The sequence below is a fragment of the Bacillus sp. UNC438CL73TsuS30 genome, assembly GCF_000482325.1.
Lineage (GTDB): Bacteria > Bacillota > Bacilli > Bacillales > Cytobacillaceae > Neobacillus.
In genome coordinates this window covers 95,704-120,304 of sequence record NZ_AXVA01000022.1, presented here as the reverse complement: position 1 = coordinate 120,304, position 24,601 = coordinate 95,704, and the positions used below count along the sequence as shown (strand labels likewise).

At 41.0% G+C, this 24,601-nt stretch carries 22 protein-coding genes and 2 riboswitches; of the genes, 18 read left to right on the top strand and 4 right to left on the bottom strand.

What is annotated here, in order from left to right; all coding sequences use genetic code 11:
• The first annotated feature begins 124 nt into the window (after window positions 1-124).
• The 3 genes from M028_RS0109735 to M028_RS0109725 all read left to right on the top strand — a co-directional run bounded on the left by M028_RS0109735 (window position 125) and on the right by M028_RS0109725 (window position 2,772).
• Window positions 125-1,138, top strand: coding sequence for an SIS domain-containing protein (locus tag M028_RS0109735; protein WP_026573759.1), 1,014 nt, complete (start codon window positions 125-127; stop codon window positions 1,136-1,138).
• 63 nt (window positions 1,139-1,201) lie between these two features.
• A complete protein-coding gene (gene frlD, locus M028_RS0109730; protein ID WP_026573758.1) occupies window positions 1,202-1,984 on the top strand; it encodes a fructoselysine 6-kinase in 783 nt (260 codons plus the stop codon).
• Window positions 1,985-2,043: 59 nt separating this feature from the next.
• Window positions 2,044-2,772: a GntR family transcriptional regulator gene (locus M028_RS0109725; RefSeq protein ID WP_026573757.1), complete on the top strand. Its 729-nt coding sequence runs from the start codon at window positions 2,044-2,046 to the stop codon at window positions 2,770-2,772.
• Window positions 2,773-2,850: 78 nt separating this feature from the next.
• Here M028_RS0109725 and M028_RS0109720 read toward each other — a convergent pair whose 3' ends face one another.
• The gene (locus M028_RS0109720; protein WP_026573756.1) at window positions 2,851-4,320 is read right to left on the bottom strand and encodes an aminoacyl-histidine dipeptidase; all 1,470 of its coding nucleotides are present in this window, start codon (window positions 4,318-4,320) and stop codon (window positions 2,851-2,853) included.
• 24 nt (window positions 4,321-4,344) lie between these two features.
• Window positions 4,345-5,775: a YfcC family protein gene (locus M028_RS0109715; RefSeq protein ID WP_051590987.1), complete on the bottom strand. Its 1,431-nt coding sequence runs from the start codon at window positions 5,773-5,775 to the stop codon at window positions 4,345-4,347.
• A 163-nt stretch (window positions 5,776-5,938) separates the two neighbouring features.
• Here M028_RS0109715 and M028_RS0109710 point away from each other — a divergent pair, with 163 nt between their 5' ends.
• Window positions 5,939-7,594 carry a PucR family transcriptional regulator gene (locus M028_RS0109710; protein ID WP_026573754.1) on the top strand — a complete coding sequence of 552 codons (1,656 nt, stop codon included), beginning with the start codon at window positions 5,939-5,941 and terminating at the stop codon, window positions 7,592-7,594.
• Here the strand turns inward: M028_RS0109710 and M028_RS29720 are convergent.
• Complete coding sequence (locus tag M028_RS29720; protein WP_051590986.1) at window positions 7,517-9,028, bottom strand: aminoacyl-histidine dipeptidase; 1,512 nt, start codon at window positions 9,026-9,028, stop codon at window positions 7,517-7,519. The genes M028_RS0109710 and M028_RS29720 overlap by 78 nt on opposite strands.
• 416 nt (window positions 9,029-9,444) lie before the next feature.
• On the opposite strand from M028_RS29720, the gene M028_RS0109700 reads away from it, so the two are divergent.
• From M028_RS0109700 to M028_RS0109665, 9 genes are all read left to right on the top strand, one after another.
• Window positions 9,445-11,247: an assimilatory sulfite reductase (NADPH) flavoprotein subunit gene (locus tag M028_RS0109700; protein ID WP_026573753.1), complete on the top strand. Its 1,803-nt coding sequence runs from the start codon at window positions 9,445-9,447 to the stop codon at window positions 11,245-11,247.
• Window positions 11,248-11,264: 17 nt separating this feature from the next.
• Window positions 11,265-12,986, top strand: a complete 1,722-nt coding sequence (gene cysI / locus M028_RS0109695; RefSeq protein ID WP_026573752.1) for an assimilatory sulfite reductase (NADPH) hemoprotein subunit — start codon at window positions 11,265-11,267, stop codon at window positions 12,984-12,986.
• A gap of 124 nt (window positions 12,987-13,110) precedes the next feature.
• Window positions 13,111-13,212, top strand: a riboswitch (SAM riboswitch).
• 89 nt (window positions 13,213-13,301) lie between these two features.
• Entirely contained in the window at window positions 13,302-13,433 is a 132-nt protein-coding gene (locus M028_RS32030; protein ID WP_372512743.1) for a YezD family protein, read from the top strand.
• A 112-nt stretch (window positions 13,434-13,545) separates the two neighbouring features.
• On the top strand, window positions 13,546-14,262 hold the full coding sequence (locus tag M028_RS0109690; RefSeq protein ID WP_026573751.1) for a phosphoadenylyl-sulfate reductase: 717 nt from the start codon (window positions 13,546-13,548) through the stop codon (window positions 14,260-14,262).
• A 36-nt stretch (window positions 14,263-14,298) separates the two neighbouring features.
• Window positions 14,299-15,369, top strand: coding sequence for an inorganic phosphate transporter (locus M028_RS0109685; RefSeq protein WP_026573750.1), 1,071 nt, complete (start codon window positions 14,299-14,301; stop codon window positions 15,367-15,369).
• 26 nt (window positions 15,370-15,395) lie between these two features.
• The gene (gene sat / locus M028_RS0109680; protein ID WP_026573749.1) at window positions 15,396-16,550 is read left to right on the top strand and encodes a sulfate adenylyltransferase; all 1,155 of its coding nucleotides are present in this window, start codon (window positions 15,396-15,398) and stop codon (window positions 16,548-16,550) included.
• Between the two features lie 13 nt (window positions 16,551-16,563).
• On the top strand, window positions 16,564-17,163 hold the full coding sequence (gene cysC, locus M028_RS0109675) for an adenylyl-sulfate kinase (protein ID WP_026573748.1): 600 nt from the start codon (window positions 16,564-16,566) through the stop codon (window positions 17,161-17,163).
• A gap of 217 nt (window positions 17,164-17,380) precedes the next feature.
• Window positions 17,381-18,160 carry a uroporphyrinogen-III C-methyltransferase gene (gene cobA, locus M028_RS0109670; protein ID WP_026573747.1) on the top strand — a complete coding sequence of 260 codons (780 nt, stop codon included), beginning with the start codon at window positions 17,381-17,383 and terminating at the stop codon, window positions 18,158-18,160.
• A gap of 19 nt (window positions 18,161-18,179) precedes the next feature.
• On the top strand, window positions 18,180-18,908 hold the full coding sequence (locus M028_RS0109665) for a sirohydrochlorin chelatase (RefSeq protein ID WP_026573746.1): 729 nt from the start codon (window positions 18,180-18,182) through the stop codon (window positions 18,906-18,908).
• An 87-nt stretch (window positions 18,909-18,995) separates the two neighbouring features.
• Here the strand turns inward: M028_RS0109665 and dapA are convergent, their stop codons facing one another.
• Window positions 18,996-19,865: a 4-hydroxy-tetrahydrodipicolinate synthase gene (gene dapA, locus M028_RS0109660; protein ID WP_026573745.1), complete on the bottom strand. Its 870-nt coding sequence runs from the start codon at window positions 19,863-19,865 to the stop codon at window positions 18,996-18,998.
• A gap of 129 nt (window positions 19,866-19,994) precedes the next feature.
• Window positions 19,995-20,175: riboswitch (Lysine riboswitch) on the bottom strand.
• A 203-nt stretch (window positions 20,176-20,378) separates the two neighbouring features.
• On the opposite strand from dapA, the gene M028_RS0109655 reads away from it, so the two are divergent.
• The 5 genes from M028_RS0109655 (at window position 20,379) to M028_RS0109635 (ending at window position 24,600) form a co-directional block, all read left to right on the top strand.
• The gene (locus M028_RS0109655; protein WP_026573744.1) at window positions 20,379-20,855 is read left to right on the top strand and encodes an FMN-binding protein; all 477 of its coding nucleotides are present in this window, start codon (window positions 20,379-20,381) and stop codon (window positions 20,853-20,855) included.
• 3 nt (window positions 20,856-20,858) lie between these two features.
• Complete coding sequence (locus M028_RS0109650) at window positions 20,859-21,740, top strand: FAD:protein FMN transferase (RefSeq protein WP_026573743.1); 882 nt, start codon at window positions 20,859-20,861, stop codon at window positions 21,738-21,740.
• Window positions 21,741-22,568, top strand: a complete 828-nt coding sequence (locus M028_RS0109645) for an RnfABCDGE type electron transport complex subunit D (RefSeq protein ID WP_026573742.1) — start codon at window positions 21,741-21,743, stop codon at window positions 22,566-22,568.
• Window positions 22,569-22,659: 91 nt separating this feature from the next.
• Window positions 22,660-23,331 carry a response regulator transcription factor gene (locus tag M028_RS0109640; protein WP_026573741.1) on the top strand — a complete coding sequence of 224 codons (672 nt, stop codon included), beginning with the start codon at window positions 22,660-22,662 and terminating at the stop codon, window positions 23,329-23,331.
• Between the two features lie 9 nt (window positions 23,332-23,340).
• On the top strand, window positions 23,341-24,600 hold the full coding sequence (locus tag M028_RS0109635) for a sensor histidine kinase (RefSeq protein WP_026573740.1): 1,260 nt from the start codon (window positions 23,341-23,343) through the stop codon (window positions 24,598-24,600).
• The last annotated feature ends 1 nt before the right edge of the window (window position 24,601 follow it).

The following is a 24,601-nucleotide window of genomic DNA, read 5'->3' as shown; positions in this document are numbered from 1 at the left end:
TTTCTGGGAAGTTGGTTCGCTTTGAACTAACTTCCTAAATTTTTTTGAAAAAGTAATTGTATAAATTGTAATGTTTAATTATAATACAAGACATAACAAATAAAAATTTCGGAGGAACTACGCCATGTTAAAATTTGATGAAGAGATATTCCTGAAGCTTGTAGAAAAAGAAGGACTTGCATTTAGGGGGCAAATCGAAGAAATCGTTGATTCAATTTGTCAAAAAGGGTACAGCAATCTTTTCCTGATTGGTGCTGGTGGAACGATCGCGATGATGTATCCCTATGAATATATTTTAAAATCCAATTCAACGATTGATGTTCATGCTGAAATTGCAGCAGAATTTATGGTCATGAACCATAGACATTTTTCAAAGGATTCGGTTTGTATCTTTACCTCCGTATCGGGTACAACACAAGAAACCGTTGCTGCTGCAGAGTTTTGTAAAGAAAGAGGGGCTACCACGATTGCATTGGTTGCGGAGCCAAATACTCCACTAACAGAGGTAGTGGATTACTGTATCACAACCGGTTCAGAGAAGCATTCCTTTGATACGTTCTTTATGCTGTTATACATGGTAATCTTCCGATTCATGCATAACAACAATGAATTTCCGCAATATGAGCAGTTCACCAAGGAGGTCTCCTTGCTGCCGCAAGCGATTCTTAATGCTGTTAAAGCTTTTAATCAAAAAGCCGAGGAATTTGCGATTAGACATAAGGATACCGATTACCACATGATGGTCGGTTCAGGTAATCTATGGGGGAATACTTACTCCTATGCAATGTGTATTTTGGAGGAAATGCAATGGATTCATGCGAAATCTATCCATGCAGCGGAATTTTTCCATGGCACGCTTGAACTAGTGCTCGAAGATACTAGTGTTATTTTACTTAAAGGGGAAGATGAAACGAGACCGCTGATGGACCGTGTTGAAAGATTTGCTGAAAAAATTACTAGCCAATTAACTGTTATTGATACAAAAGACTTCGAAATGGCGGGGATCAGCCAAGAATTTAGAAAGCATTTCTCCGTCAGCATAAACTGGGCTGTTTTAAGCCGCATCAGCGTTTACCTTGAGCGGGAGAGAAATCACCCATTAGAGCTAAGAAGATACTATCGTAAAGTAGAATATTAAGGATTATAATGAGCACTACCTTGTAGTGCTCGTTTCTTCAATTAAAAAGAAGGAGGGGTAAGAATGAGAATTGTAACAGTCGGTGATAACTGTATGGACGTCTATCTTGGAAGTGGGAAGGCGTTTCCCGGAGGAAACCCTGTGAATGTTGCTGTCTACTTAAAGGAGTTGGGGGCGGTCCCTTCTTATATCGGCTGGGTTGGGAATGACCAATATGGTGATCAAATGATTGGGGCTGTACAGGGCAAGGGAGTGGATACGACATTTCTCACGAAGAAGGATGGGAAAACAGCGGTAACCCGTGTTGAATTAATTAATAATGACCGCCGTTTTGGGGATTATGATGAAGGAGTAATGGCTCAGTTCACCTTAACCGATGAGGAACTGGAGTTTATTTACACGCATCAGCTTGTTCACGCTGGAATTTGGGGACATGTCGAATGGTATTTTCCTCTTTTTAAACAAAAGGGATTGCTCACGGCTTTTGATTTCTCAGATCAGTTAGAACATGGTTTGGTTAAAACATTACCTGTCTTTGTGGACTATTCCTTCTTTTCTTATTTGAAGGATGACGAATATATCAGGGGATTTTTAAAGGGTGTTAAAAAACAAGGCTCTAGGGTGGCGGTGGCTACGTTAGGAGAAAATGGCTCGATTGCTTACGACGGTGAGCAATTTTACAAGTGCGGAGTGTTAGAAGCAGATGTTGTTGATACGATGGGAGCAGGAGATTCATTTATATCGGGTTTTATTTATGGAACATTGCAGGAGCAATCGATCCAACAATGTTTAGCATTAGGGACCAAAACGGCTGCAAAAACGATCCGCTATTTCGGTGCATGGTGACGATAGCCGGCCGGCAATGTATAATAATGTATAAACATATGATGGATAGGATGAAAAGTATGAATTTAAATGCTTCAACCCCGCAGCCTCTCTATATGCAGATTAGGCAAATGCTGCAGAATGATATTCAGCAGGGGAAATATAAGCCGGATGAACAGATCCCCACAGAAGCAGAGCTTTGTGAAACATATAATGTCAGCCGAATTACGATCCGAAAAGCCATTGAAGAATTGGTGAAGGATGGTACATTGACACGTATACCGCGCAGGGGAACGTTTGTGGCTTCGAATAAGTTTCACAATGAATTGTTATCTGTAAGCGGATTCTCGGAGTTCAGTCACCAGTTAGGGATGATTCCAAATTCCCGTATTCTTAGAAGTGAAGTGATTACGGCACCAAAGGATGTTGCGGAACACCTCAAGATTGAGGAAGGGAGTCCGGTACTAGAACTCGAACGGCTTATGTATGTGAATGACCGTCCACTTTTCTATGATATTGCGCATTACTCGCTTACCCGTTTTCCGGATTTGGAAAAGAAAATAGCAATGGACGAATCCACTTATAAAATCCTTTCAGAGGATTACGATACTGAAATCGTCAGCAACGATAAAATCATCGATGTAATTGGTGCAACAAAAGAATACGCCAAATACCTAGAATGCGATATCGGAGCCAACCTATTCAGAATCCTAAAAATCGCCTTTGACTCAAACGACCAACCCGTCCACCTCTCCACATTCATGTGTGAAACAAGCAAAGTAAACCTAACCGTCCATCGGGCGAAATAAACCATTTGAGTGAATCGACAAAATTCGGGCGGTGCCTGTCACCGCCCGAATTTTGTCGAATATAACAAGGGATTATTCTCACCACTCAAATGATTTCATTTCATTTAATACGGAAAGGAAGTACTCCCAATTATTGATGGTTGAAGGTATGCTTAGGTGTTCGTTTGGAGTATGGACGTTGTACATATCTGGTCCAATCGAAATGGCGTCTAGTCCCGGGATTTTATCTATCAAAATTCCGCATTCAATACCGGCATGGACGGCAATGATCTCAATATCCTTGTTGTGTTGATCCTTAAACACCTTTTCAAATACTTTACGAATCTTTGAATCCGGATTATAGGGCCACTCTGGATAATCGTTTTCCGTTACAAATTCACATCCAAGTGTTGCCGCTATTAAACTGGCCTTTTTGATTATATCTTCTTTTAAACTTTTCACTGAACTTCTTGAATCACTAGAAAAATGCAGTTCTGTTTCGGAGGTAGTTATCACTCCCAAGTTAGTCGAGCTCTCCACCAATCCCTCAATGTCCATACTCATGCTTTGAATGCCGTTTGGAATTAGCATCAGCGAAGTAATCGCTTTTTGTTTTGTTTCCTCTGAAAAAACATGGGTAAACTCAAACTCTACATTATTTAAGGTAATATGTACCTCTGGGTCGGAGGTTTTCAGCTCGAATTGTAAAATAGTATTCCATTCATCTATTTTAGCTTCTAATTTTTTAATAGAATTCCCGGCAACTAAAATAATTGCATCGGTTTCACGAGGAATCGCATTGGTTGCTGACCCTCCGTTTATTTGCTGTAAAAAATAAGGAAGGTCTGATAATAGGTCCGCTAAAATTCGCCCCATGATTTTATTGGAATTGCCTCTTCCTTTATTGATCGATATCCCGGAATGACCGCCTTTTAATCCATTGATACTTACACAATAGGCTGCTGTGTTGTTTGGAGCCTCCTCCCAAACAATTGGAAGGATTTGCGTTGTTTTTATTCCGCCGGCACTGCTGACTAATAGCTTATGGTCCTCTTCTGAATCGATATTAATCAGGATTTTCCCCATAAGGTCGGAAGGGTCTACCGCTAAAGCTCCACCCATCGTTGTTTCTTCTTCTGTTGTAATAATCACTTCAAGGGAAGGATGTTGAATTTCCTTAGAATCTAATAAGGCAAGAGCGTAGGCAACAGCTACTCCATTATCAGCGCCTAATGTTGTGTCCGTTGCATAAAGCATATCTTCCACAATCCGTAATTGAATGGGATCCTTTTCAAAATCATGAACAGTCCCCTTATTTTTCTCACAAACCATATCCATATGTCCTTGAATAATCACGGTCGGTATATTCTCATAACCGGGACTCGCCGGTTTTTTGATGATGACATTTAATGCCTTATCCTGTTTTACCTCTAAATGACGTTCCTTAGCAAAATGAACTAAATAATCACTAATTTCCTTTTCGTTACCGGAACCCCTAGGAATCTTTGAAATCTCCGAAAAAAAGTAAAATACCGGGTGTTGTATTAAATCTTTTAAAGAATTGTACATTGTAATCATCCTTCCATTTTAAAATTATGGTCCATAATTAATTGCAACTGCGATGATTATAAAGATGATCTCCGTGCTGATGATGGTAATGAAAAGAGGCCATAAAAATTTATACCAGCGATCGACGGGAATGCCGGCTATTCCACAGATGACCACAACAGTGGAAGGCCAAAGCATGTTTGCAAATCCGTCTCCAAATGAGAATGCTAGAACAGCAATTTGACGATTAATCCCAATGAGTTCGGATAAAGGCGTCATAATCGGCATAGAAATGGTTGCGGCAGCACTTCCTGATGGTACAAAAAAATTAAGCAGGGTTTGTAGAATGATCATTCCAGCTGATGCTGCATAAGGTGATAAATCTTGAATGAGATAGGCCATGTAATGGACTACAGTATCGATGATATTTCCGTCTTCTAAAATAACAAGGATGGCATTCGCCATTCCGATTAAGAGGGCGGCATATACCATGTTTCTGCAAGCTTCAATAAACGTATCTGCCACTTCAGCAAGCGTAAGTTTGTTTACTAAACCAATGGCAATCATCATGATGATGAATACACCTGATAATTCTGGAAGGTACCAGCCAAATTTCACTGTCCCGGTAACCAAGGTAATAATAGTACAAACAAACAAACCTAAGCTTACCTTATGTGGAAGGGTGAATTTTGTATCTGTTAGACCGCCTTGTACAATTCCAGATAAAAAGGGGAATTGTACATTCTTTACAATACTCTTTTCGGGATTTTCTTTCACCATTTTAGCGTAGCGCATGACAAAGAATATGGAAATAGACATAAAGACAACAAATGCAATGGCACGAAAGGCAATACCCGAAAAAAGCGGAATGCCAGCAATACCTTGAGCGATGCCGACGGTAAAGGGATTGGTAACGGCTGCTGCAAAACCTGTGGTAATACTGACGTAAACAATGGCAACACCAACCAATGCATCATACCCAAGTGCAACAGTAATTCCCATCATGATCGGAATGTATCCATAACTTTCTTCATACATCCCAAACCCCGCACCCATTGCTCCAAAGACAAGCATAAATACGGGAATGATTAGGCTTTCTTTTCCTTTCATTTTTCGAACAAGTGCACCTATGCCGCTATTAAATACTCCGGTTTTTGTCAGAATAAAAATAAAACCGTAGGCGAAAAAAAGATAAAAGATAATTTCTGCTCCGTGCAGCATTCCTTTTTGAATACTTATAAACATATTAAAAAAACTAACGGGTGTTTGATGAACAGAATGGTAGGAACCTGGTACAACTAATGACCTTTTTGTAACAGGGTCCTCAACTCGGTCAAATTCACCTGCCGGAATGATATAGGTGAAAATGGCCGTTATGAGAATGATTAGTCCCATAAAGACATAACTATGTGGCATTTTCAGTTTGAATTTTCTTTTGGTTACCTGATTTGGTTCCAGCAAAACGACTTTTTCCAAAACCGATCAACTCCTATTAATGTTATTCGCAATATTCTGTTAGTTAAAAATAGACGGAAGATTAGATTAAACCATTATTATATAAACCATTACTGTGATAAAATATGGGTCATATACAAAATGTCTAATCAATTATACGTTTTTTCGATTGGAGTTAAACATTATGTCTGAACGGATATTTACTGTAAAAGATATTATGAAACGGCCCCATTTCAGCGAGGCAAAAGTAATTGCAGGGTATAACGGTATGAACCGTCAAGTAAAATGGATTCATATTCTTGAAACCAATGAAAATCAAAGTCTCATTGATGGAAATGAGTTAATTCTTACAACAGGTCTGTTTTATAATGGCGATCTAAATTCTTGTTTATCATTCCTTTGGGAGCTCATTCGGCAAAATGCTTCTGCTCTTTGTATTGAGTTAGGGGTGAATTTTTCATCAATCCCGAGTGAAATGATCGAAATGGCGGAATGCTATGATTTTCCACTGATTATTTTTACTAGAAAGGTTAAATTTGTTGAGATTACTAGTGATATTCACACATTATTAATCAATTCCAATGCAAAGGCTTTAAAGGAATTAGAAACCTTTCATAAAAAATTAACGCAAATAAATTTACAATCAAAAGGAATCAGCACGATTCTGCAAACGTTTCATCAAATGCTTTCAATAAATGTCATTTACTATCCCATTGACGGTGACCCGATCTTTCTACCCCAGTTAAATCCAACTATTCAAAAGGAATGTATAGAATTATTTAAAATACAGATGGAGAAATGTTCTATTGATAGTACCGAACAAATGCAAAAAGCTGTTAATCAGGAAAACATCTTACTCTATCAACCGGTCATTGCGATGGGGCAGTGTCTTGCATATGTTGGTATATGGATGGTTGAAAGGGAAGTAGATGAATTCCTATCTCTATCATTAGACTATACTGTCACCGCCGTCGCCCAGAATTTATTACGCCGTTTATTCATTGAAGAGAGAAGTTTTCACGAACAAAATATTCTATTAAACGATATTTTGAACAACCGTATCCAGGGAGAAGAGCTTTTTCGGACAAAACTTGGCCTTATCCCAAATGATATGCGTGATTTTTGTTTTTACTGTGGTGTTATGGAATGGGGTTTCCCAAGATTGAATTCCACTTATGATGATTTAGGAACTACTCAGCAAAGTGTGGTTGTTATGACGCGAAATATGTTGAAGCGCCATTTTTTTCAAACGGTTATTCTTCCTTTAGGGAACCGCGTGTATTTGCTTGTTTATCAAACGCAAATTGATCGCAAACAAATGCGGCCCATTCAGGAACGTATGGGTATGGCGGTACTTCAATTAAAACAAGCGGTTGCAAATTTGCTGGAAAGTCGAGAAATCTTTATTGGGATGAGTAACCCGGCTCATTTACTCACCCAAGCCTACCAAGGTTTTCAAGAAGCAAAGCAAGTAATTGAAGTCGCTAAAATAACTGAATCAAATCCCGATCCGTTTTATGAGAATATGGGGATTTTTCGTATCCTATTAAACATGAAAGATGATCGAACAACCCCATCATTCATCAATGATTATTTGGGAAGGGTGATCCAATACGATAAGGAGCATGGACACCAGTTGCTTGAAACCCTTAAGGTATATTTAAATAATAATAGTTCGAAGCAGAAAACGGCCAAGGAGCTGTTTATCCACCGCCAAACCTTGTATTATCGTCTCGAAAAACTCGAAGAACTACTTGGTGATTTAGCCAATCCAGAACGGCGGATTTGTATTGAACTTGCTCTGCGGGCCTACGAGCTCAATCGCATGAATTTCTTTTAAAACAGCAAGAAGGTATTCCCAGGTTTTTAAGGTGGACGAGATGCTTAAATGTTCATTTGGTGTATGACTGTTATAAACATTAGGTCCAATTGATATAGCATCTAAGTCCATCTTTTCTAAAAGTAGACCACATTCAATCCCGGCATGTATTGCAATGGATTCAATCTTTTCTCCGTATTTTTCTTTATATACCATCTCAAAAAGTAATCTGATTTTCGAATTTGGGTTATATGGCCATTCTGGATAATCATAGCCAAATGCCACTTCACAACCAAGAACACTTGCAAGGGTTTTCATTTCATTCATCATCTTGTCTTTTAAACTTTTTTCAGTGCTTCGAATGAAACTTTCGAAAGTAATGTCTGTTTCATGTGTTGTTACCACACCCAAGCTAGCGGAGCTTTCTACCATACCAGGGAAATCCAAGCTCATATTTTCTACACCGCTGGGTAATAAGAGCAATGCAGCAATTACTTTTTCCGTTGTTTCTTTTGAAAATACTCTCTGGCAAACTTCATCTTTCTTTGTAACGTGTGCAAGTACTTGTCCATCGGAGTGCCTTAATTCATTCTTAAAGACCTGGTTCCATTGGGCTACCTCTGTCTCTAACTGACCCACTTCTTCGGGATTAATTAGAACGAGAGCTTCGGCCTCTCGGGGAATAGAAGTGTCTTTTGTTCCGCCGGCCAACGCTGTCAGGCTAAACTCCATTTTCGCGGATAATCTCTGTAAAATCCGCCCTAAAAGTTTGATGGAATTCCCTCGTCCTTGATTGATACAAAGACCCGAGTGACCGCCTTTTAATCCGCTAATATGAATGCGGCAGAGAGTTTTATTCTTCGCTGCATCCTCCCAAAAAATAGGGAGGTTAAATGTGTTGGCAATCCCGCCAGCACCACTGACCAATAGTTTTCCCGATTCGTCTGAATCTAAATTGATTAAGATGGTTCCGCTTAGAAGGGAGGTGTCTAATTCACGGGCACCTTTCATTGTCAATCTGCCTTCTGTCGTAAGGACCACTTCTAGCTTTGGATGAGGAATCCGATTAGAGCTCAATAATGCAAGAGAGTAGGCGAGAGCAATCCCGCTATTGGCGCCTAAGGTCGTATCTGTTGCATAGAGCATATCTCCTTCAATTCTTAATTGGAGAGGGTCCTTCACAAAGTCATGTTCGGCATCACTTTTATCCTCAATCATGTCCATTGGCCCTTGAATAATGACAGTGGGGGCGTGTTCGTACCCCGGTGAAGCAGGTTTTTTAATAATGATATTTAAAGCCTGATCTTGGATGATTTCTAACTGATGATCATTTGCAAAATGAATCAAAAAATCACTTATTTCTCTTTCCTGACCAGACCGCCTTTTTATTTTTGATATTTCAACGAAATAATGAAAAACGGTAAATTGCGCTAGTTCGTGTAAACTGCTAAACAAGATGGACACCCCTTTATCAACTAACAATGCTATTTCATTGTATCAAAAAGGTATTAAGTCTTTCATTGTTTGTTACAGCTTAGATCCAATTAAGCCTGGTCAGCTGCCCTCCCTTCCATAAACCAATGGTACCAAAAGTATCAGATAATTCTAAATGTACAAAACGATAAAGAAAACATAGTAAAATTCATACAAAGTGTCAGAGTGGTGGTGATTCGACAAAATTCGGGTGGTGACAGGCACCACCCGAATTTTGTCGATAAATTAAAATTATTTTTAAAACCGACTTGACTTATAGGAATTGTCAAATTATTATATTATTAATCTATTAGAGAGACTGAAAAGTAAAAAAATTCTTGTCCCGTGATTTTTGAAGCGGGGTTTTTGAATTTTAATTCCTTAGTGAGGTGGATATGTTGCAACTTCAGGTATTAAACAGTCCGTTTAGTCAGGAGCAGGCAGAGCTCCTAAACCGCATTCTGCCAACATTGACAGACCAACAAAAGCTTTGGTTAAGCGGATATCTAGCTGCTTCCCAGTTTTCGGGGGCGCAAGCAGCTGCACCGGCAGCTTCACAAAATGCTGGTCAGGCCGTTTCCAAAGACGTAACCATCCTTTACGGTTCACAATCAGGAAATGCGAAAGGGCTTGCGAATAAAGCAGCCAAAACATTGGAAGGAAACGGTTATCTTGTCACACTTTCTTCCATGAGTGATTACAAACCCAACAATTTAAAGAAAGTCCAAAACTTGCTGATTGTTGTGAGCACACACGGGGAAGGAGATCCACCTGATAATGCGATGACCTTCCATGAGTTTCTTCACAGCAAGCGGGCACCAAAGCTAGAAGGCTTACAATTTTCCGTATTAGCTTTAGGGGACAGCTCTTATGAGTTTTTCTGTCAGACAGGTAAACAATTTGATGACCGCCTCGAGGAACTCGGTGGAACAAGGCTATATCCGCGATTTGACTGTGATGTCGATTTTGATGAACCAGCTGCAGAATGGCTGGAAGGCGTTCTTAGCAGCCTAAAGGATGCTCAAGGAAGCGCTGCTGAGGTACCTGCTGCAGCGGCTCTGGAAACGGCTGAATCCGTATACTCAAGAACGAATCCGTTTAAAGCGGAAGTGCTTGATAACATCAATCTGAACGGTCGGGGATCGAATAAAGAAACGCATCACCTTGAACTTTCACTTGAAGGGTCTGGTCTTACGTTTGAGCCGGGAGACAGTTTAGGCGTATATCCTGAAAATGATCCGGCTTTAGTTGAGCAGCTTCTAAATGAATTAAAATGGTCCAAAGAAGACCAAATAACAGTAAAACAAGGCGATGTTCGCACTCTTCAGGAAGCGCTCCAATCATACTATGAGATTACGACATTAACAAAGCCGCTTCTTGAAAAAATTGCACCGCTCTCCACAAATGAGGGATTAAAAGAGCTCGTTGCTCAAGGAAATGAAGAAAAATTAAAAGAGTACATCAATGGACGTGACATATTAGACTTGGTTCGTGATTTTGGCCCGTGGGGTGATTCTGCTCAGGAGTTTGTTTCGATTCTTCGTAAAATTCCGGTTCGTCTTTATTCAATTGCGAGCAGTTTAGCTGCCAATCCTGATGAAGTACATTTGACAATCGGCGCGGTCCGTTATGAGGCAAATGGCCGGGAAAGAAAAGGCGTAGCCTCCACGTATGTAGCAGAGCGTTTGGAGCCAGGGGATCATGTGTCTGTTTTCGTTCAACAAAATGAAAACTTTAAACTTCCTAAAAATCCTGAAACACCAATCATCATGGTTGGACCAGGTACAGGTGTGGCGCCGTTCCGTTCCTTTATTCAAGAACGTGAAGAAACCGGTGCAGAAGGAAAATCATGGCTGTTCTTCGGTGACCAGCATTTCGTGACCGATTTCCTATATCAGACAGAAATGCAAAAATGGCTGAAAAATGGGGCACTGACAAAGCTGGATGTTGCTTTTTCGAGGGATACGGAAGAAAAAGTATATGTACAACACAGAATGCTTGAGCAAAGCAAAGAGCTATATAAATGGCTTGAAGAGGGTGCAGTTGTATACATCTGCGGAGATGAAAAACATATGGCACATGACGTCCATAATACCTTCATTGAAATTATCGCAAAAGAAGGCGGCTTTAGCCGTGAAAAAGCAGAAGAATATCTGGCTGAAATGCAGCAACAAAAACGTTATCAGCGTGATGTATACTGAGAGGAGTTTTTTTAAAAATGGTAAATCAAGTTTTAAAAGCGCCGGACGGTAAACCAAGCGATGTTGAGCGAATTAAAGTTGAAAGTGACTATCTGCGCGGCACGCTGAAAGAAGTAATGCTTGATCGAATTAGCGCTGGTATTCCCGATGATGATAACCGTCTGATGAAACATCATGGTAGTTATTTGCAGGATGATCGTGACCTTCGAAATGAGCGTCAGAAACAAAAGTTAGAACCAGCATATCAATTCATGCTGCGCGTTCGTGCTCCGGGTGGAGTGGTAACGCCTGAACAATGGCTTGTTTTAGACGGACTTGCTGATAAAAATGCCAATGGAACGATCAAACTGACAACAAGACAATCCTTTCAATTCCATGGAATCTTAAAATGGAACATGAAAAACACGATTCAAGAAATTCATAAATCCCTGTTAACCACTCTTGCAGCATGCGGCGACGTAAACAGGAACGTAATGTGTAATCCAAATCCATATCAATCAGATATTCATGCGGAAGTGTATGAATGGGCTAAATATTTGAGTGATTATTTATTGCCACGTACACGAGCATATCATGAAATCTGGTTGGATGAAGAAAGAGTGGCCGGCACACCGGAAGTGGACGAAGAAGTTGAACCGTTATACGGACTAACGTATTTACCTCGAAAGTTTAAAATCGGTATTGCGGTTCCACCGTCGAATGATATTGATGTTTTTTCACAGGACCTTGGTTTAATAGCAATTGTCGAAGACGATAAACTAGTTGGTTTTAACGTGGCAATCGGCGGAGGTATGGGCAGTTCGCACGGTGACAAAGCAACCTATCCACAGGTAGCGAAAGTGATTGGCTTCGTGACACCAGATAAAATTGTCGAGCTTGCGGAAAAAACGATCACGATTCAGCGTGATTACGGTAACCGCTCCGTCCGTAAAAATGCCCGTTTCAAATACACAGTGGACCGCCTTGGGTTAGAAACGGTTAAAGAAGAATTGGAAAACCGCCTTGGCTGGAAGCTGGATGAAGCAAAACACTACCATTTTGATCATAATGGCGACCGTTATGGATGGGTAGAGGGTGTTGGCGGCAATTGGCATTTCACCCTGTTTGTCCAAAATGGCCGTGTGGCAGACTTCCCTGATTACAAGTTAAAAACTGGCCTACAGGAAATCGCAAAAGTTCATACCGGAGATTTCCGTTTGACACCAAATCAAAACTTAGTGATTGCCAATGTATCCAGCCAGAATAAGAAAAAGATTTCCGAGCTAATGGATCAATACGGCTTAACTGATGGCCATAATCAATCAGCGCTTCGCCGTAATTCCATGGCATGTGTGGCCCTTCCTACTTGCGGTTTGGCAATGGCGGAAAGTGAGCGCTACTTACCGGAACTAATTGATAAAATCGAAGAGATTGTCGATGAAAACGGCCTTCACGACGATGAAATTACGATCCGCATGACGGGCTGTCCGAATGGATGTGCTAGACCGGCGCTTGCTGAAATAGCCTTAATCGGAAAAGCCGTCGGTAAATATAATTTGTATCTTGGTGCTGCTTTTGATGGCAGCCGTCTAAACAAAATGTATCGTGAAAACATTGGCGAAGCGGAAATTCTTAGTGAGCTTCGTATGCTTCTTTCCCGTTATGCGAAAGAGCGTCACGATGGAGAGCATTTTGGGGACTTTGTCATCCGTGCGGAAATTATCAAAGCTACAACGGACGGGACGAATTTCCACGATTGATCGAAACAGAATCAATTAGAATCGTAATCTCAAAGATTGCCAAACAGAATTTTGGGAATTTTTTAAACAGATTATTGACAAATCCTATAGGTATGGTAGGATATAAAATATAAATTAAATAAATCGCTTATCTAGAGCGGCTGAGGGACTGGCCCGTTGAAGCCCGGCAACCTACAAAGAAAGGTGCCAATTCCTGCAAAATGGAATCCATTTTGAAAGATAAGGTGTTACATTGAAGTACGAACGCCTTTTCCAAATGGGGAGGGCGTTTTTTGAAAGGCGGCGAATCAGCTGAAACCATCTGAGTGGGAAGAAATTACTTCACATCTTGAGAAAATGCTTGAAACATTGAATTTCGGATCAATCACACTTGTTGTCCAGGATGGAAAAGTAGTGCAAATAGAGAAAAACGAAAAGGTTCGTCTACAAACCAATAAGAAACGCTGACTAGAAAAACTAGAGGCAGTCTTCACTTTAACCGGTGGCAGACTGCCTTTTTTGAAAAGAAAAGACGGAGCCAAAGTGAGTATTGTTTTTTAAAGAAAGGAGTTTTTCCAAGATGACAAGAGCTGTGACCTATGAAAACTGGAATCAGATCTCAGGCAACTTTCAAACAGAGGATGAAACAAAGGGTGCCCGTGCTGTCTTAGAATGGGCTTACCAAAATTATTCTGAAGACAAAATCGTCTACGCCTCAAGCTTCGGTGCAGAAGCAATTGTGTTAATTGACCTGATTCAGCAGGTAAAACCGGATGCCCATATTGTTTTTTTAGATACAGGCCTGCATTTTCCGGAAACCTACGATGTCATTGATAAAATTGAAGCCCGCTTTCCTTCGCTTAGAATAGAGCGGAAGCAGCCAGCCTTGAATTTAGATGAACAAAGAGAGCAGTATGGGTCGGCGTTATGGAAGAAAGACCCGAATCTTTGCTGCCAAATTAGAAAAGTGATTCCATTAAGAGAGACCTTAACGACGAAAGAAGCTTGGATCTCGGGACTTCGCCGGGAACAATCTCCAACGCGCAAGGATACACAATTCCTTAATAAGGATGAAAAATTTGAAAATATTAAAATCTGCCCGCTCATTCACTGGACGTGGGATGAGGTTTGGGCGTACATCCGTGAAAAAGATCTTCCGTATAATCAATTACATGATCAAAACTATCCAAGTATTGGATGTTTCCCTTGTACACAACCGGTTACAGCAGATGGAGATTCCCGTGCAGGAAGATGGTCCGGAAGCGGGAAAACCGAGTGTGGTTTGCACACAAAGTAAGTTAAACTTTAATGCGGGAGAAGGGAGGTCATCCTTATGCTTACAATCATTGCCATTACCATCGGTTTATTTTTTGCAGTAAATATTGGAGCTAGCGGTGCGGCTGCCTCAATGGGGATTTCGTACGGGGCAGGAGTAGTAAAAAAGCGGGTCGCACTATTTCTTTGCGCCATTGCCGTTTTTTTCGGTGCATGGCTTGGCGGCGGTGAAGTAGTAAAAACAATCGGCGGTGGAATTGTTCCAAGCAGCACGTTTACTGTTGCAATTGCGTTAATTGTTTTAGCATCAGCGGCGTTATCACTGTTTTTAGCCAATATATTTGGTATACCGCTTTCGACCAGTGAAGTTGCAGTAGGGGCAGTGGTTGGAGCAGGGGTGGTTTACCAATCCGTATTTGTCGGCAAGTTCATCTGGATTGCGATGTTCTGGCTGCTAACACCGTTTGCTGCCTTTGTGATAGCCATTCTCGCGGCAACTATTTTAAAACTAAAGTTTATCAAACGATTGATTGAAATGCCGAAAGCAGGACCGTTTTTAGCGATTCTAGTTGTCTTGATGGGATTGTTTGAAGCTTTTTCAGCCGGTATGAACAATGTGGCGAATGCGGTTGGCCCGCTCGTTGCTGCAAAATTGATGTCCACTGGTGATGCCATTCTTTGGGGCGGATTAGCTGTTGCGTTAGGAGCAATTCTTTTTGGACACCGCGTGCTTGAAACAAACGGGAAAAAAATTACGAAGCTTAAGCTCGAAGAGGGCTGTGTGATTTCCGGAACGGGAGCAAGCATTGTTACAATTGCCTCTCTATTCGGAATCCCGGTTCCGTTAACGCAAATCACGACGTCTTCAATTATTGGAATTGGTTTTGCCAAACATGGGAAATCCGTTTTGAAAAAGGATATTGTCGTGCAGCTCTTAACAGTATGGATGGTTTCTCCCGTATTATCAATGGTGCTGTCCTATACGATTATTCAGTTATTGATTGAAAAAAATGGATACTCAATCGTTGCAATGGCGGGCGTAGTGATTTCCGTTTTAGGCGTGATGTTCTTAATGAAACGATCTGCCTCACAGGGTGCCATTTCTCAAGCAAATATTTCAAAAAAATAAAACCAGTAAAGAAAGGTTGATTGTAGATGTCATTTGTATCAAAACCTCATGGAGGAAAACTAATTCAGGCATATGATCCCAATTATAATTTTTCAAATGTAGAAAAAGAAATTGAAATTGATGCAGTCGCTCTAAGTGATTTAGAACTAATCGGCGTTGGTGTATTCAGCCCGCTAAATGGTTTTCTTGGAAAAGCAGATTACGAATCAGTAGTAGAGCGTATGCGCCTAGCAGACGATACAATCTGGTCCATCCCTGTAACACTGCCGGTATCTTATGAAGTAGCGGAAACACTTGTAGTTGGCGAGGAAGTTAAACTTGTTTCTAACAAAGAAGTGTTTGGAGTGATCAAGGTTTCCGAAACGTATGAACCAGATTTGAATAAGGAAGCTCTCAATGTTTATAAAACAGAAGAGCTGGCGCATCCAGGTGTGAAACGTTTATTCGAAAGAGGTCCAGTTTACGTTGCTGGTGAAATCGTGCTTGTGAAAAAGCCAGAAAAAGGCGTGTTTGGCGATGTATGGTTTGAGCCAAAAGAAACCCGTGCATTATTTGAAGAAAAGGGCTGGAAAACGGTTGTTGGTTTCCAAACAAGAAATCCGGTTCACCGTGCCCATGAGTATATTCAAAAAGCAGCTCTTGAAACAGTTGATGGCTTATTCTTAAATCCACTTGTTGGTCAAACGAAGTCTGATGATGTTCCTGCAGATGTCCGTCTAAAAAGCTATCGTGTTTTACTAGAAAACTATTATCCTAAAGAGCGTGTCCAATTGGGCGTTCACCCTGCTGCAATGCGTTATGCAGGACCAAGGGAGGCGATTTTCCATGCGCTTGCACGTAAAAACTATGGCTGCACGCATTTCATTGTCGGCCGTGACCATGCCGGAGTTGGTAACTATTACGGAACCTACGACGCACAGCATATTTTCAGCAACTTTACAGAAGAAGAGATTGGAATTAAGCCTTTATTTTTCGAGCATAGCTTCTATTGCACAAAATGCGATGGAATGGCATCTGATAAAACTTGCCCGCATGACAAAGAAGATCGCGTAATCCTTTCCGGAACAAAAGTGAGAGAGATGCTAAGAAGCGGTGTACTTCCGCCGTCTACTTTCAGCCGCAAGGAAGTTGTTGAGGTTTTAATTGAAGGAATGAAAGAAAAAGCGACTGTTGAAGCTTAAGGGGGACTTGGGTGTGACACAATCTACGAATATCACATGGCATGAAACAACAATTACAAAAAATGACCGCCGTTCCCAGAATGGCCATGGAAGCTGTACACTATGGTTCACAGGTCTTTCTGGTTCTGGAAAATCAACGATTGCCAACGCGGTATCAAATGAATTATTTCGTCTTGGGATTAATGAATATGTTTTGGACGGTGACAATATTCGTCATGGTTTAAACAAGGATTTAGGTTTTTCAGAGCACGACCGCACGGAAAATATCCGCCGGATTGGCGAAGTGGCGAAGTTATTTGTCGATAGCGGCAAGGTGATTACAACTGCGTTTATTTCTCCGTTTCGCTCCGACCGTGATCAGGTTCGGGAATTGTTTGAAGAAGGAGAATTCATCGAGGTTTTCGTTGATTGTCCAATTGAGGTTTGTGAACAGCGTGATCCCAAGCAGCTTTATGCAAAGGCACGCCGTGGTGAGATAAAGGATTTCACAGGGATTGATTCTCCTTATGAAGCACCGGAAAAACCGGAAATTACTTTACGTTCTGATTTATTATCGGTTGAGGAAGCAGTTGGGCAAGTGATTGCTTATTTGCGGGAGAAAAATATTTTTTAATAGAATTAGAGTTTTAAAGAAATGACCTGGGGTGTAATTTTACACCATTTTGGTGGATATTAAGCGTTTATCAGCGAATCTGGGACATTTATCGGCGGATTTTAAGATTTTATCAGCGAATCAGAGCAATTTATCAGCAGATTTACAATGTTTATCAGCGAAACATCAATAACAGCTAGATTTATAGAAAAGGCATAGGGAAAGGATGTTGGATTTCATGGTTGGCAAAGTCTATTTAGTTGGTGCGGGTCCTGGTGATCCAGATCTAATTACAGTAAAAGGATTACGCTGCCTGCAGCAGGCTGATGTGATTTTGTATGACCGGTTAGTAAATCCGGAGCTCCTTCAGAATGCAAAAGCAGATGCGCAGCTGGTATACTGCGGTAAACTTCCGAATTACCATACAATGAAGCAGGAAACAATTAATCACTTCTTGGTCAAATATGCGAAAAAGGGCTATACGGTTGTCCGCTTAAAGGGAGGCGACCCGTTCGTTTTTGGACGGGGCGGGGAAGAAGCGGAGGAATGTGTGAAACATCATGTACCGTTTGAAGTGGTCCCGGGCATTACCGCTGGAATTGCAGCATCCGCCTATGCCGGCATACCGGTTACCCATCGCACTTTGAGTAAAAGCTTTGCATTTATTACCGGACATCAAGCTGCCGGTGATAAAGAGGCTGAGCATCAGTGGGCCCATTTAGCGAAAGCGGTCGATACGATATGTGTTTATATGGGAGTTTCCCACCTTCCTACGATCGTTCAGCAATTGGTGGAGAATGGGAAATCTGCGGACACACCAATCGCTCTTGTTCACTGGGGCACTTTAAACGATCAAAGAACAGTAGTTGGGACCCTTGGCACGATTGAAGTGCGTGTTAAGGATGAAAAAATTGCAAACCCAAGCATGATTGTGATTGGCGAGGTTGTCCGCTTACATGATAGACTGAACTGGTTCGAGGAAGAGATCGTTCCTCATTTACCAGTTGTTCAAGGGTAAGCGGAAAGGAGCAATCTGCATGAAAGCGATTCTTTATATCGGCCATGGAACAAGATCAAAAAAGGGAGCCGAAGAGGTAAAATCCTTTTTGAATAGGGTAATCGAACGTGTGGATGCCCCGATTCAGGAAATCAGTTTTCTGGAATTGACCGATCCTTCTATTGAAGAAGGCTTTAGGAGATGTGTGGAAAAAGGTGCATCGGAGATTACCGTTGTGCCGATTTTTCTTTTAGCTGCTGGTCATATTAAGGAAGATATTCCGAATGCACTATCTGTATTAGGCGAACAGTATCCAGAGATCCAAGTACAGGTAAGGAATCCGTTTGGCGTGCAGGGCGAAATTCTCGATGCGATTGCTGAGCTGGTTAGAAGGGCGGCAGGAGATGTCTCTTCACAGGATTCATTATTGATTGTAGGCAGAGGCAGCAGTGACCCAAGCATTCATACTGCATTTGAGCTGATTGCCAATGAAATCCAAGAACGGCTTCAAACGGACCAGGTGTCTGTTTGTTACCTCGCAGCTGCAGATCCAAGGCTGGAGCAGGGGTTTGAGGCAGTTCTGGAGGCAGGATCGGGGAGAGTTATCGTCATTCCCTATCTTTTATTCTCCGGACTACTATTAGCCGAAATTAACCAAATGGTCCGCAAAAAGCAAACAGAAGACCAGGAAATCATCTGTACCGGCCAACTAAGCCGGCATCGTGTGATTGAAGACATTGTCGTTGGCGGTTTCGACAAAATTCGATGAGTGACAGGCACCACCCGAATTTTGTCGAACACAACAAGAGAGGCACCTTCCTAATGTTGGAGGTGCCTTTCCTTATTGTATTGAAATTTAAACAAGTTGTAGAATGCTTTGTAGTGTGTTAGTTTCTTCGTCGGTTAGTGGGACCATTGGGAGACGGACTCCGCCAACGTTGACACCTTTAAGATTAAGGGCTGCTTTGACCGGTGTTGGATTTGGAGCAGCAAATAGTGCTTTCATGATTGGAAGCAGTCTGCGATGCGCTGCAGCCGCCTCTTGGACATGACCATTTTTAAAGAGATTGACCATCTCCTGCATCTCATTTCCAATGATATGGGAGGCAACGGAAACAATTCCTGCACCGCCGATTGCTAAGACCGGAATGGTTAAACCATCATCACCACTATATAAAGTGAAATCACTCGGTGTTTGGCTTATCACTTCTGCCATGGCGTCTAAATTGCCGCTAGCTTCTTTAATAGCTACGATATTTGGAATCTGGGAAAGACGAACAATTGTCTCAACAGACATATTGACCACACTTCGCCCAGGAATATTATAGAGCATAATCGGTAATGCTGTGGACTCGGCAATTGCTTTAAAGTGTTGATATAAACCCTCTTGTGATGGCTTGTTATAGTATGGGGCCACGAGCATAATCCCATCCACACCCGCTGCTTCAGCCTGTTTTGTTAAACTAATTGAAGCCTTCGTGTTATTCGAACCTGTTCCGGAAATGACAGGAATCCTGCCGTTTACGACATCCACAACAAACTTAAAAAATTCAACTTTTTCATCCGTGGTTAATGTAGGAGATTCCCCAGTGGTGCCAACGACTACCAATCCATCCGTCCCATTTTCAATTAGGTAATTTACTAATGTTCTCGTCGCGTTAAAATCAATCTCGCCTTCATGATCAAATGGCGTAACCATAGCAGTTAAAACTTGGCCAAAATTCATTTTTCCTCACCCTTTAAATTATTTTTTTTATAAATTAGAGGTGGCTAAGGACATTCCAAGTCAACGCAAAAAAGCAGCAACGAAGGCTCGCTGCTGCAATAGAAACATAAATAAGAAACAAGTTCCCGTGCGTGAGATAGCCCTCCATATAGTTCCCTATATGACAGTTCTGTATTTATTCAATAGCAGAACCAGCTCCAAGACAAATGAGAGTCTTATAAGCTTCGGCAAATTCCCCTTTCCATAATCATCCCAGGACCTCATTATCCTCAAACTACGTACTAATGGTCTTTGCGCCTCTATCCTCACTTCAAAAGGTTTGAAGTAAGAAGATATTTAATTAACACCTAATATATCAGATTTCCCCCTCAAATTCAAGGGGACAAGGTCGACAAAATTCGGGTGGTGCCTGTCACCACCCGAATTTTGTCGATCAAATAGGATTCTAAGAAAATTCTAAGATTGACTGGCTATACTGTCCGAGAATAGAGGAATTGGTTAGGAGGATTTTTTATGAAGAAAATGGATAAGAAGTGGGTTGTTCTTTGTTCTACAGCTGTTGCAGCGGTGTATGCTGCTGGATTTGTTACTACAGAGACGCAGGCTTCTATTGATCAGCCCTTACACCATATTGCAGCGAATGTTCAAACTAGGCATATTACAATAAATCACTCTAATGAAAAGGTCGGCGAACAAAAGAGCAAGCAAAATAAAAGGATCTACAAGGATGGGACGTTTACAGGTACAGGTATGAATCGGCGTGGATTTATTGATGTAGCTGTCACAATTAAGAATGACAAAATTACCACCGTAGAGATTAGCCATTTTGCAATGCATTATTCAGAAAGTGACATAGTAGGACTGCCTGATGAAGTAGTGCAAAAACAAAGTGCACAAGTGAATAATGTTTCTGGGGCCACTTATAGTACACAGGCTTTTGAGGACGCTGTGATGGATGCACTTTCCCAAGCCCATAACGTGAAAGGATAATCTATGAAAAAAACAAAATTGTACATGGATACTGTTGTTGACATAAAGGTCGTTTCAAATATGTCGAAGAAAGAGACGGAAGCAAAAATAACTCGTGCCTTTGAGGCATTTCAGCATGTAGAACAAGCATGCAGCCGCTTCAGCCCATCAAGTGAGCTAATACGAGCTTGTAAGAATATCGGAGTACCAATAAAAATCAGTCCTTTTCTATTTGAACCTCTTTATATTGCGATTGAAATGGCTAAATTAACGGATGGACTATTTGACCCGACGGTAGGAAAGGTGATGGAAATGAATGGATTTAATCGACACTATATTTCTGGACAGTTGATGAAAAGTGTTTCTTCTGATTCGGTTTCTTATCATGATATCGAACTAGATCAGTACAATCATACAGTAACCTTAAAAAAGCCGATGGTCATTGATCTTGGAGCTGTTGCAAAAGGGTTCGCGATTGATCTGGCTGCTAATGAATTAAAGGAATTTAAGGGATTTGTCATTAACGCTGGAGGCGATTTATTTGCATTCGGTTTGGATGACAACGGAGAAAAATGGAAAATTGGAATCCAGCATCCGTACCATAAGGATTCCATCATTGAAACGATAGAAATATCAAACGAAGCCGTCTGTACATCTGGCAGCTATGAACGTAGAAATCCAGTTAATTCAGATTCACATCATTTGGTAAATCCAAAAACCAAATGCTCCCCGAATGAATGGATTAGCTGCAGTGTCATCGCACCGTTTGCAATGATGGCAGATGCCTTTTCAACAGCCTCCTTTTTACTTGGAGTAAAAAAAGGAAAACAATTAATCGAACATCTAGCTTTAAAAGGGATCCTTATCACATCAGAATTACAGATTAATAAAGTTGGAGGGATTTAAGTGTCAGGGAAAAAGTGGTTCAAAACACCAAAGGGCTATGTCGCGACAGCCATGGTTTTTTATCTAATCATCGCATCTATTGGGTCAAAAAGTATGCTGGGGATAGAGAACAGTATGATCGCCATTGTGGCATCAATCTTTGTAGATAATATCCTATGTAGAATTATGGTTAGAAGAAGCAGCAAGGACAGTACAGTAATAACAGCCTTAATCATTGCACTAATCTTAAGTTTTACGACATCTGGGATGGTTGTGGCAGGGACAGCGATTCTCGCCATCTTGTCCAAGCATCTATTCGTTTATAAGAAAAAACCAATCGTTAATCCTGCTGCTTTCGGATTACTGTTATCTATTTTTATTTTTCAAACAGGCCAAAGCTGGTGGGGGGCTTTTGGGGATCTTCCTGCCTGGACTATTTTGTTCCTTTTAATTGGCGGTTATTTTGTAACCGAACGAGTTAATAAATTTCCACAGGTATTTTCATTCTTAGGGACCTTTTTTGTATTACTGCTTATACTTGGTTTAACAAGTAAAGGAGATGCTGCAGACGCTCTTCGTCCGCCATTTATCAATGCGACCCTATTTTTCGCCTTTTTCATGCTCACAGATCCGCCAACCTCACCGGCAAAATATAAGCAGCAAATCTTCTTTGGTATACTGGCTGCCGTTTCAGGGGTTATTATATACGGCCTTTTCGGCGGACTAACCTATTTATTTATCGGCTTATTTGCCGGGAATTTTTATAACTATTGGAATAAACGTTTTATCTCAAAGGCATCCGCCATGAGGCAAGTTACCAAAACACAAAGGGCAGTTAGTAAATTGTAAAGCTAGCTAGATTCTTTGCTTCGCGATTAAAATATTGAAATAATTGGGACAAACTATGCAGGATAAAAAGAAAGGGAGTGGGCAGGCATCTATGCGTGTATTGGTCATAGAAGATGATGGACCTTTAAGAAGGATCATTTCTAGAATATTAGAGGAAGAACAGTACGAGGTGGACCAGGCTGAAAACGGGGAAGAAGGGTATTTTATGGCTTCGAACGGTGAGTATGATTTGATCACGTTGGATATTATGCTGCCAATGATGGATGGATACGCGGTGATGAGAAAGCTGCGGAGTGAAGGCCATCAATCCCCGACCTTATTTTTGACTGCAAAGGACCGGATTGAAGATAAGGTAAAGGGTCTTGACTTTGGTGCGGATGATTATATTGTCAAACCCTTTGCTACAGAAGAGTTTTTAGCGAGAGTGCGATCCTTGCTTAGACGGTCAGGGAAAATAGGAATCGAAGGAAAGATGACCTATGGCCCCATCCTCTTAGACACCAACCAGCATGAGGGTTTTATAAATGAAACGGCTCTAAAGTTAACAATTAAAGAATTTGAACTTCTTTTTTACCTTATACAAAATAAAGAGCAAATCCTAACCCGGGATCAGATTTATCAAAGAGTTTGGGGAATAGAGAGTGAAACGACAGACGCTATTGTTGAACTCTATATCCATTATTTACGGAAAAAATTGGCCCCTTTTGAGCTTGAGCGGTTGATTCGGACCGTAAGGGGTGTAGGGTATATGTTAAAGGAGTAAGGTAGAGCAATGTTTAAAAAAACTAAACGTCGGCTCGTTATCCTGAATGCACTTGTATTTTTTATCCTTCAAAATGCTTTTGGGGCTATTATTTATTTTTATACGCATTATAGTTTATACCATCAAGTGGATCAGACTATTTTAGAAAAGCGAAATCATTTGCAGCGAGAGAGAGAGAAACTCGGCAAGGAATTAAGTCCAGAGCGGGAAGAGAACCATCGGTTAGTTTATTTACTTTGGAAGAAGGGAAATAAACTTTACCAGGTGATACCACAGAGTACGCTCTCTTTAAAGGATACGGCTCATTTTTCACCATTATTAAAGAGGAAAGGTCTTAAAACTGTAGCGATTGGAGCAGAATCCTATCGTGTCATCACGATGGCTGAACCAAAGAATGGGGAATATTCACCAGTCCAGCATATTCAAATTGTTTATAATCTGAGACGTGAAAATGAAATGCTGGATCATTTATTGGTGGTCATTGGCTTTGGGTCCTTATTAAGTGTGTTTATTGCCGCACTAGCTGGGCTCTATCTAGCTAATAAGGCCTTGATACCCATCAAGAGGTCCTGGGAAAAACAACAGCGGTTTGTGGCAGATGCTTCTCATGAACTGCGTACACCTCTTTCCGTTATGAAATTAAATCTTGAACACCTATTTCGTCATCCGGATTTTACGATTGAACAGGAAAGCGAGACCATTCACCAGGTGATTCAAGAGATTCACTACATGTCAAAAATGACTTCTGATTTATTGACATTAGCTCGTTCTGACACGGACCAGATTCAGTTGATTCAAGAGACTATTATGCTGGAAGAGATTCTTCAGCATGTAATTAAAGATTTTAAAGCGCTGGCTAGTAGAAAAAATATACAGATAATCGCTGAAATCTTTCCAATCAAAATGATAGGGGATAAAGAGAGACTGAAACAGCTGTTTGTCATTTTGTTAGACAATGCCCTTAAGTATACGGAGGAGAATGGAGTTATCACTATTAAAGCGGATGTGAAGAATTCACGTGCTGCTATTGAGGTAGCGGATACTGGGATTGGGATACCAAAAAGTGATCTCCCCTATATTTTTGACCGTTACTATCGTGGGGATAAATCCAGAACTCGTCATTTAGAGGGATCAGGCTTAGGGCTTTCGATTGCAAATTGGATTGTTCGATCACATACTGGGAAAATTCGAATTATGAGCAAAGAAGGCGAAGGAACACGTGTTTTCGTAAGCTTCCCACTAAGAAATAAACCTGAAAACTTCTTGTGAT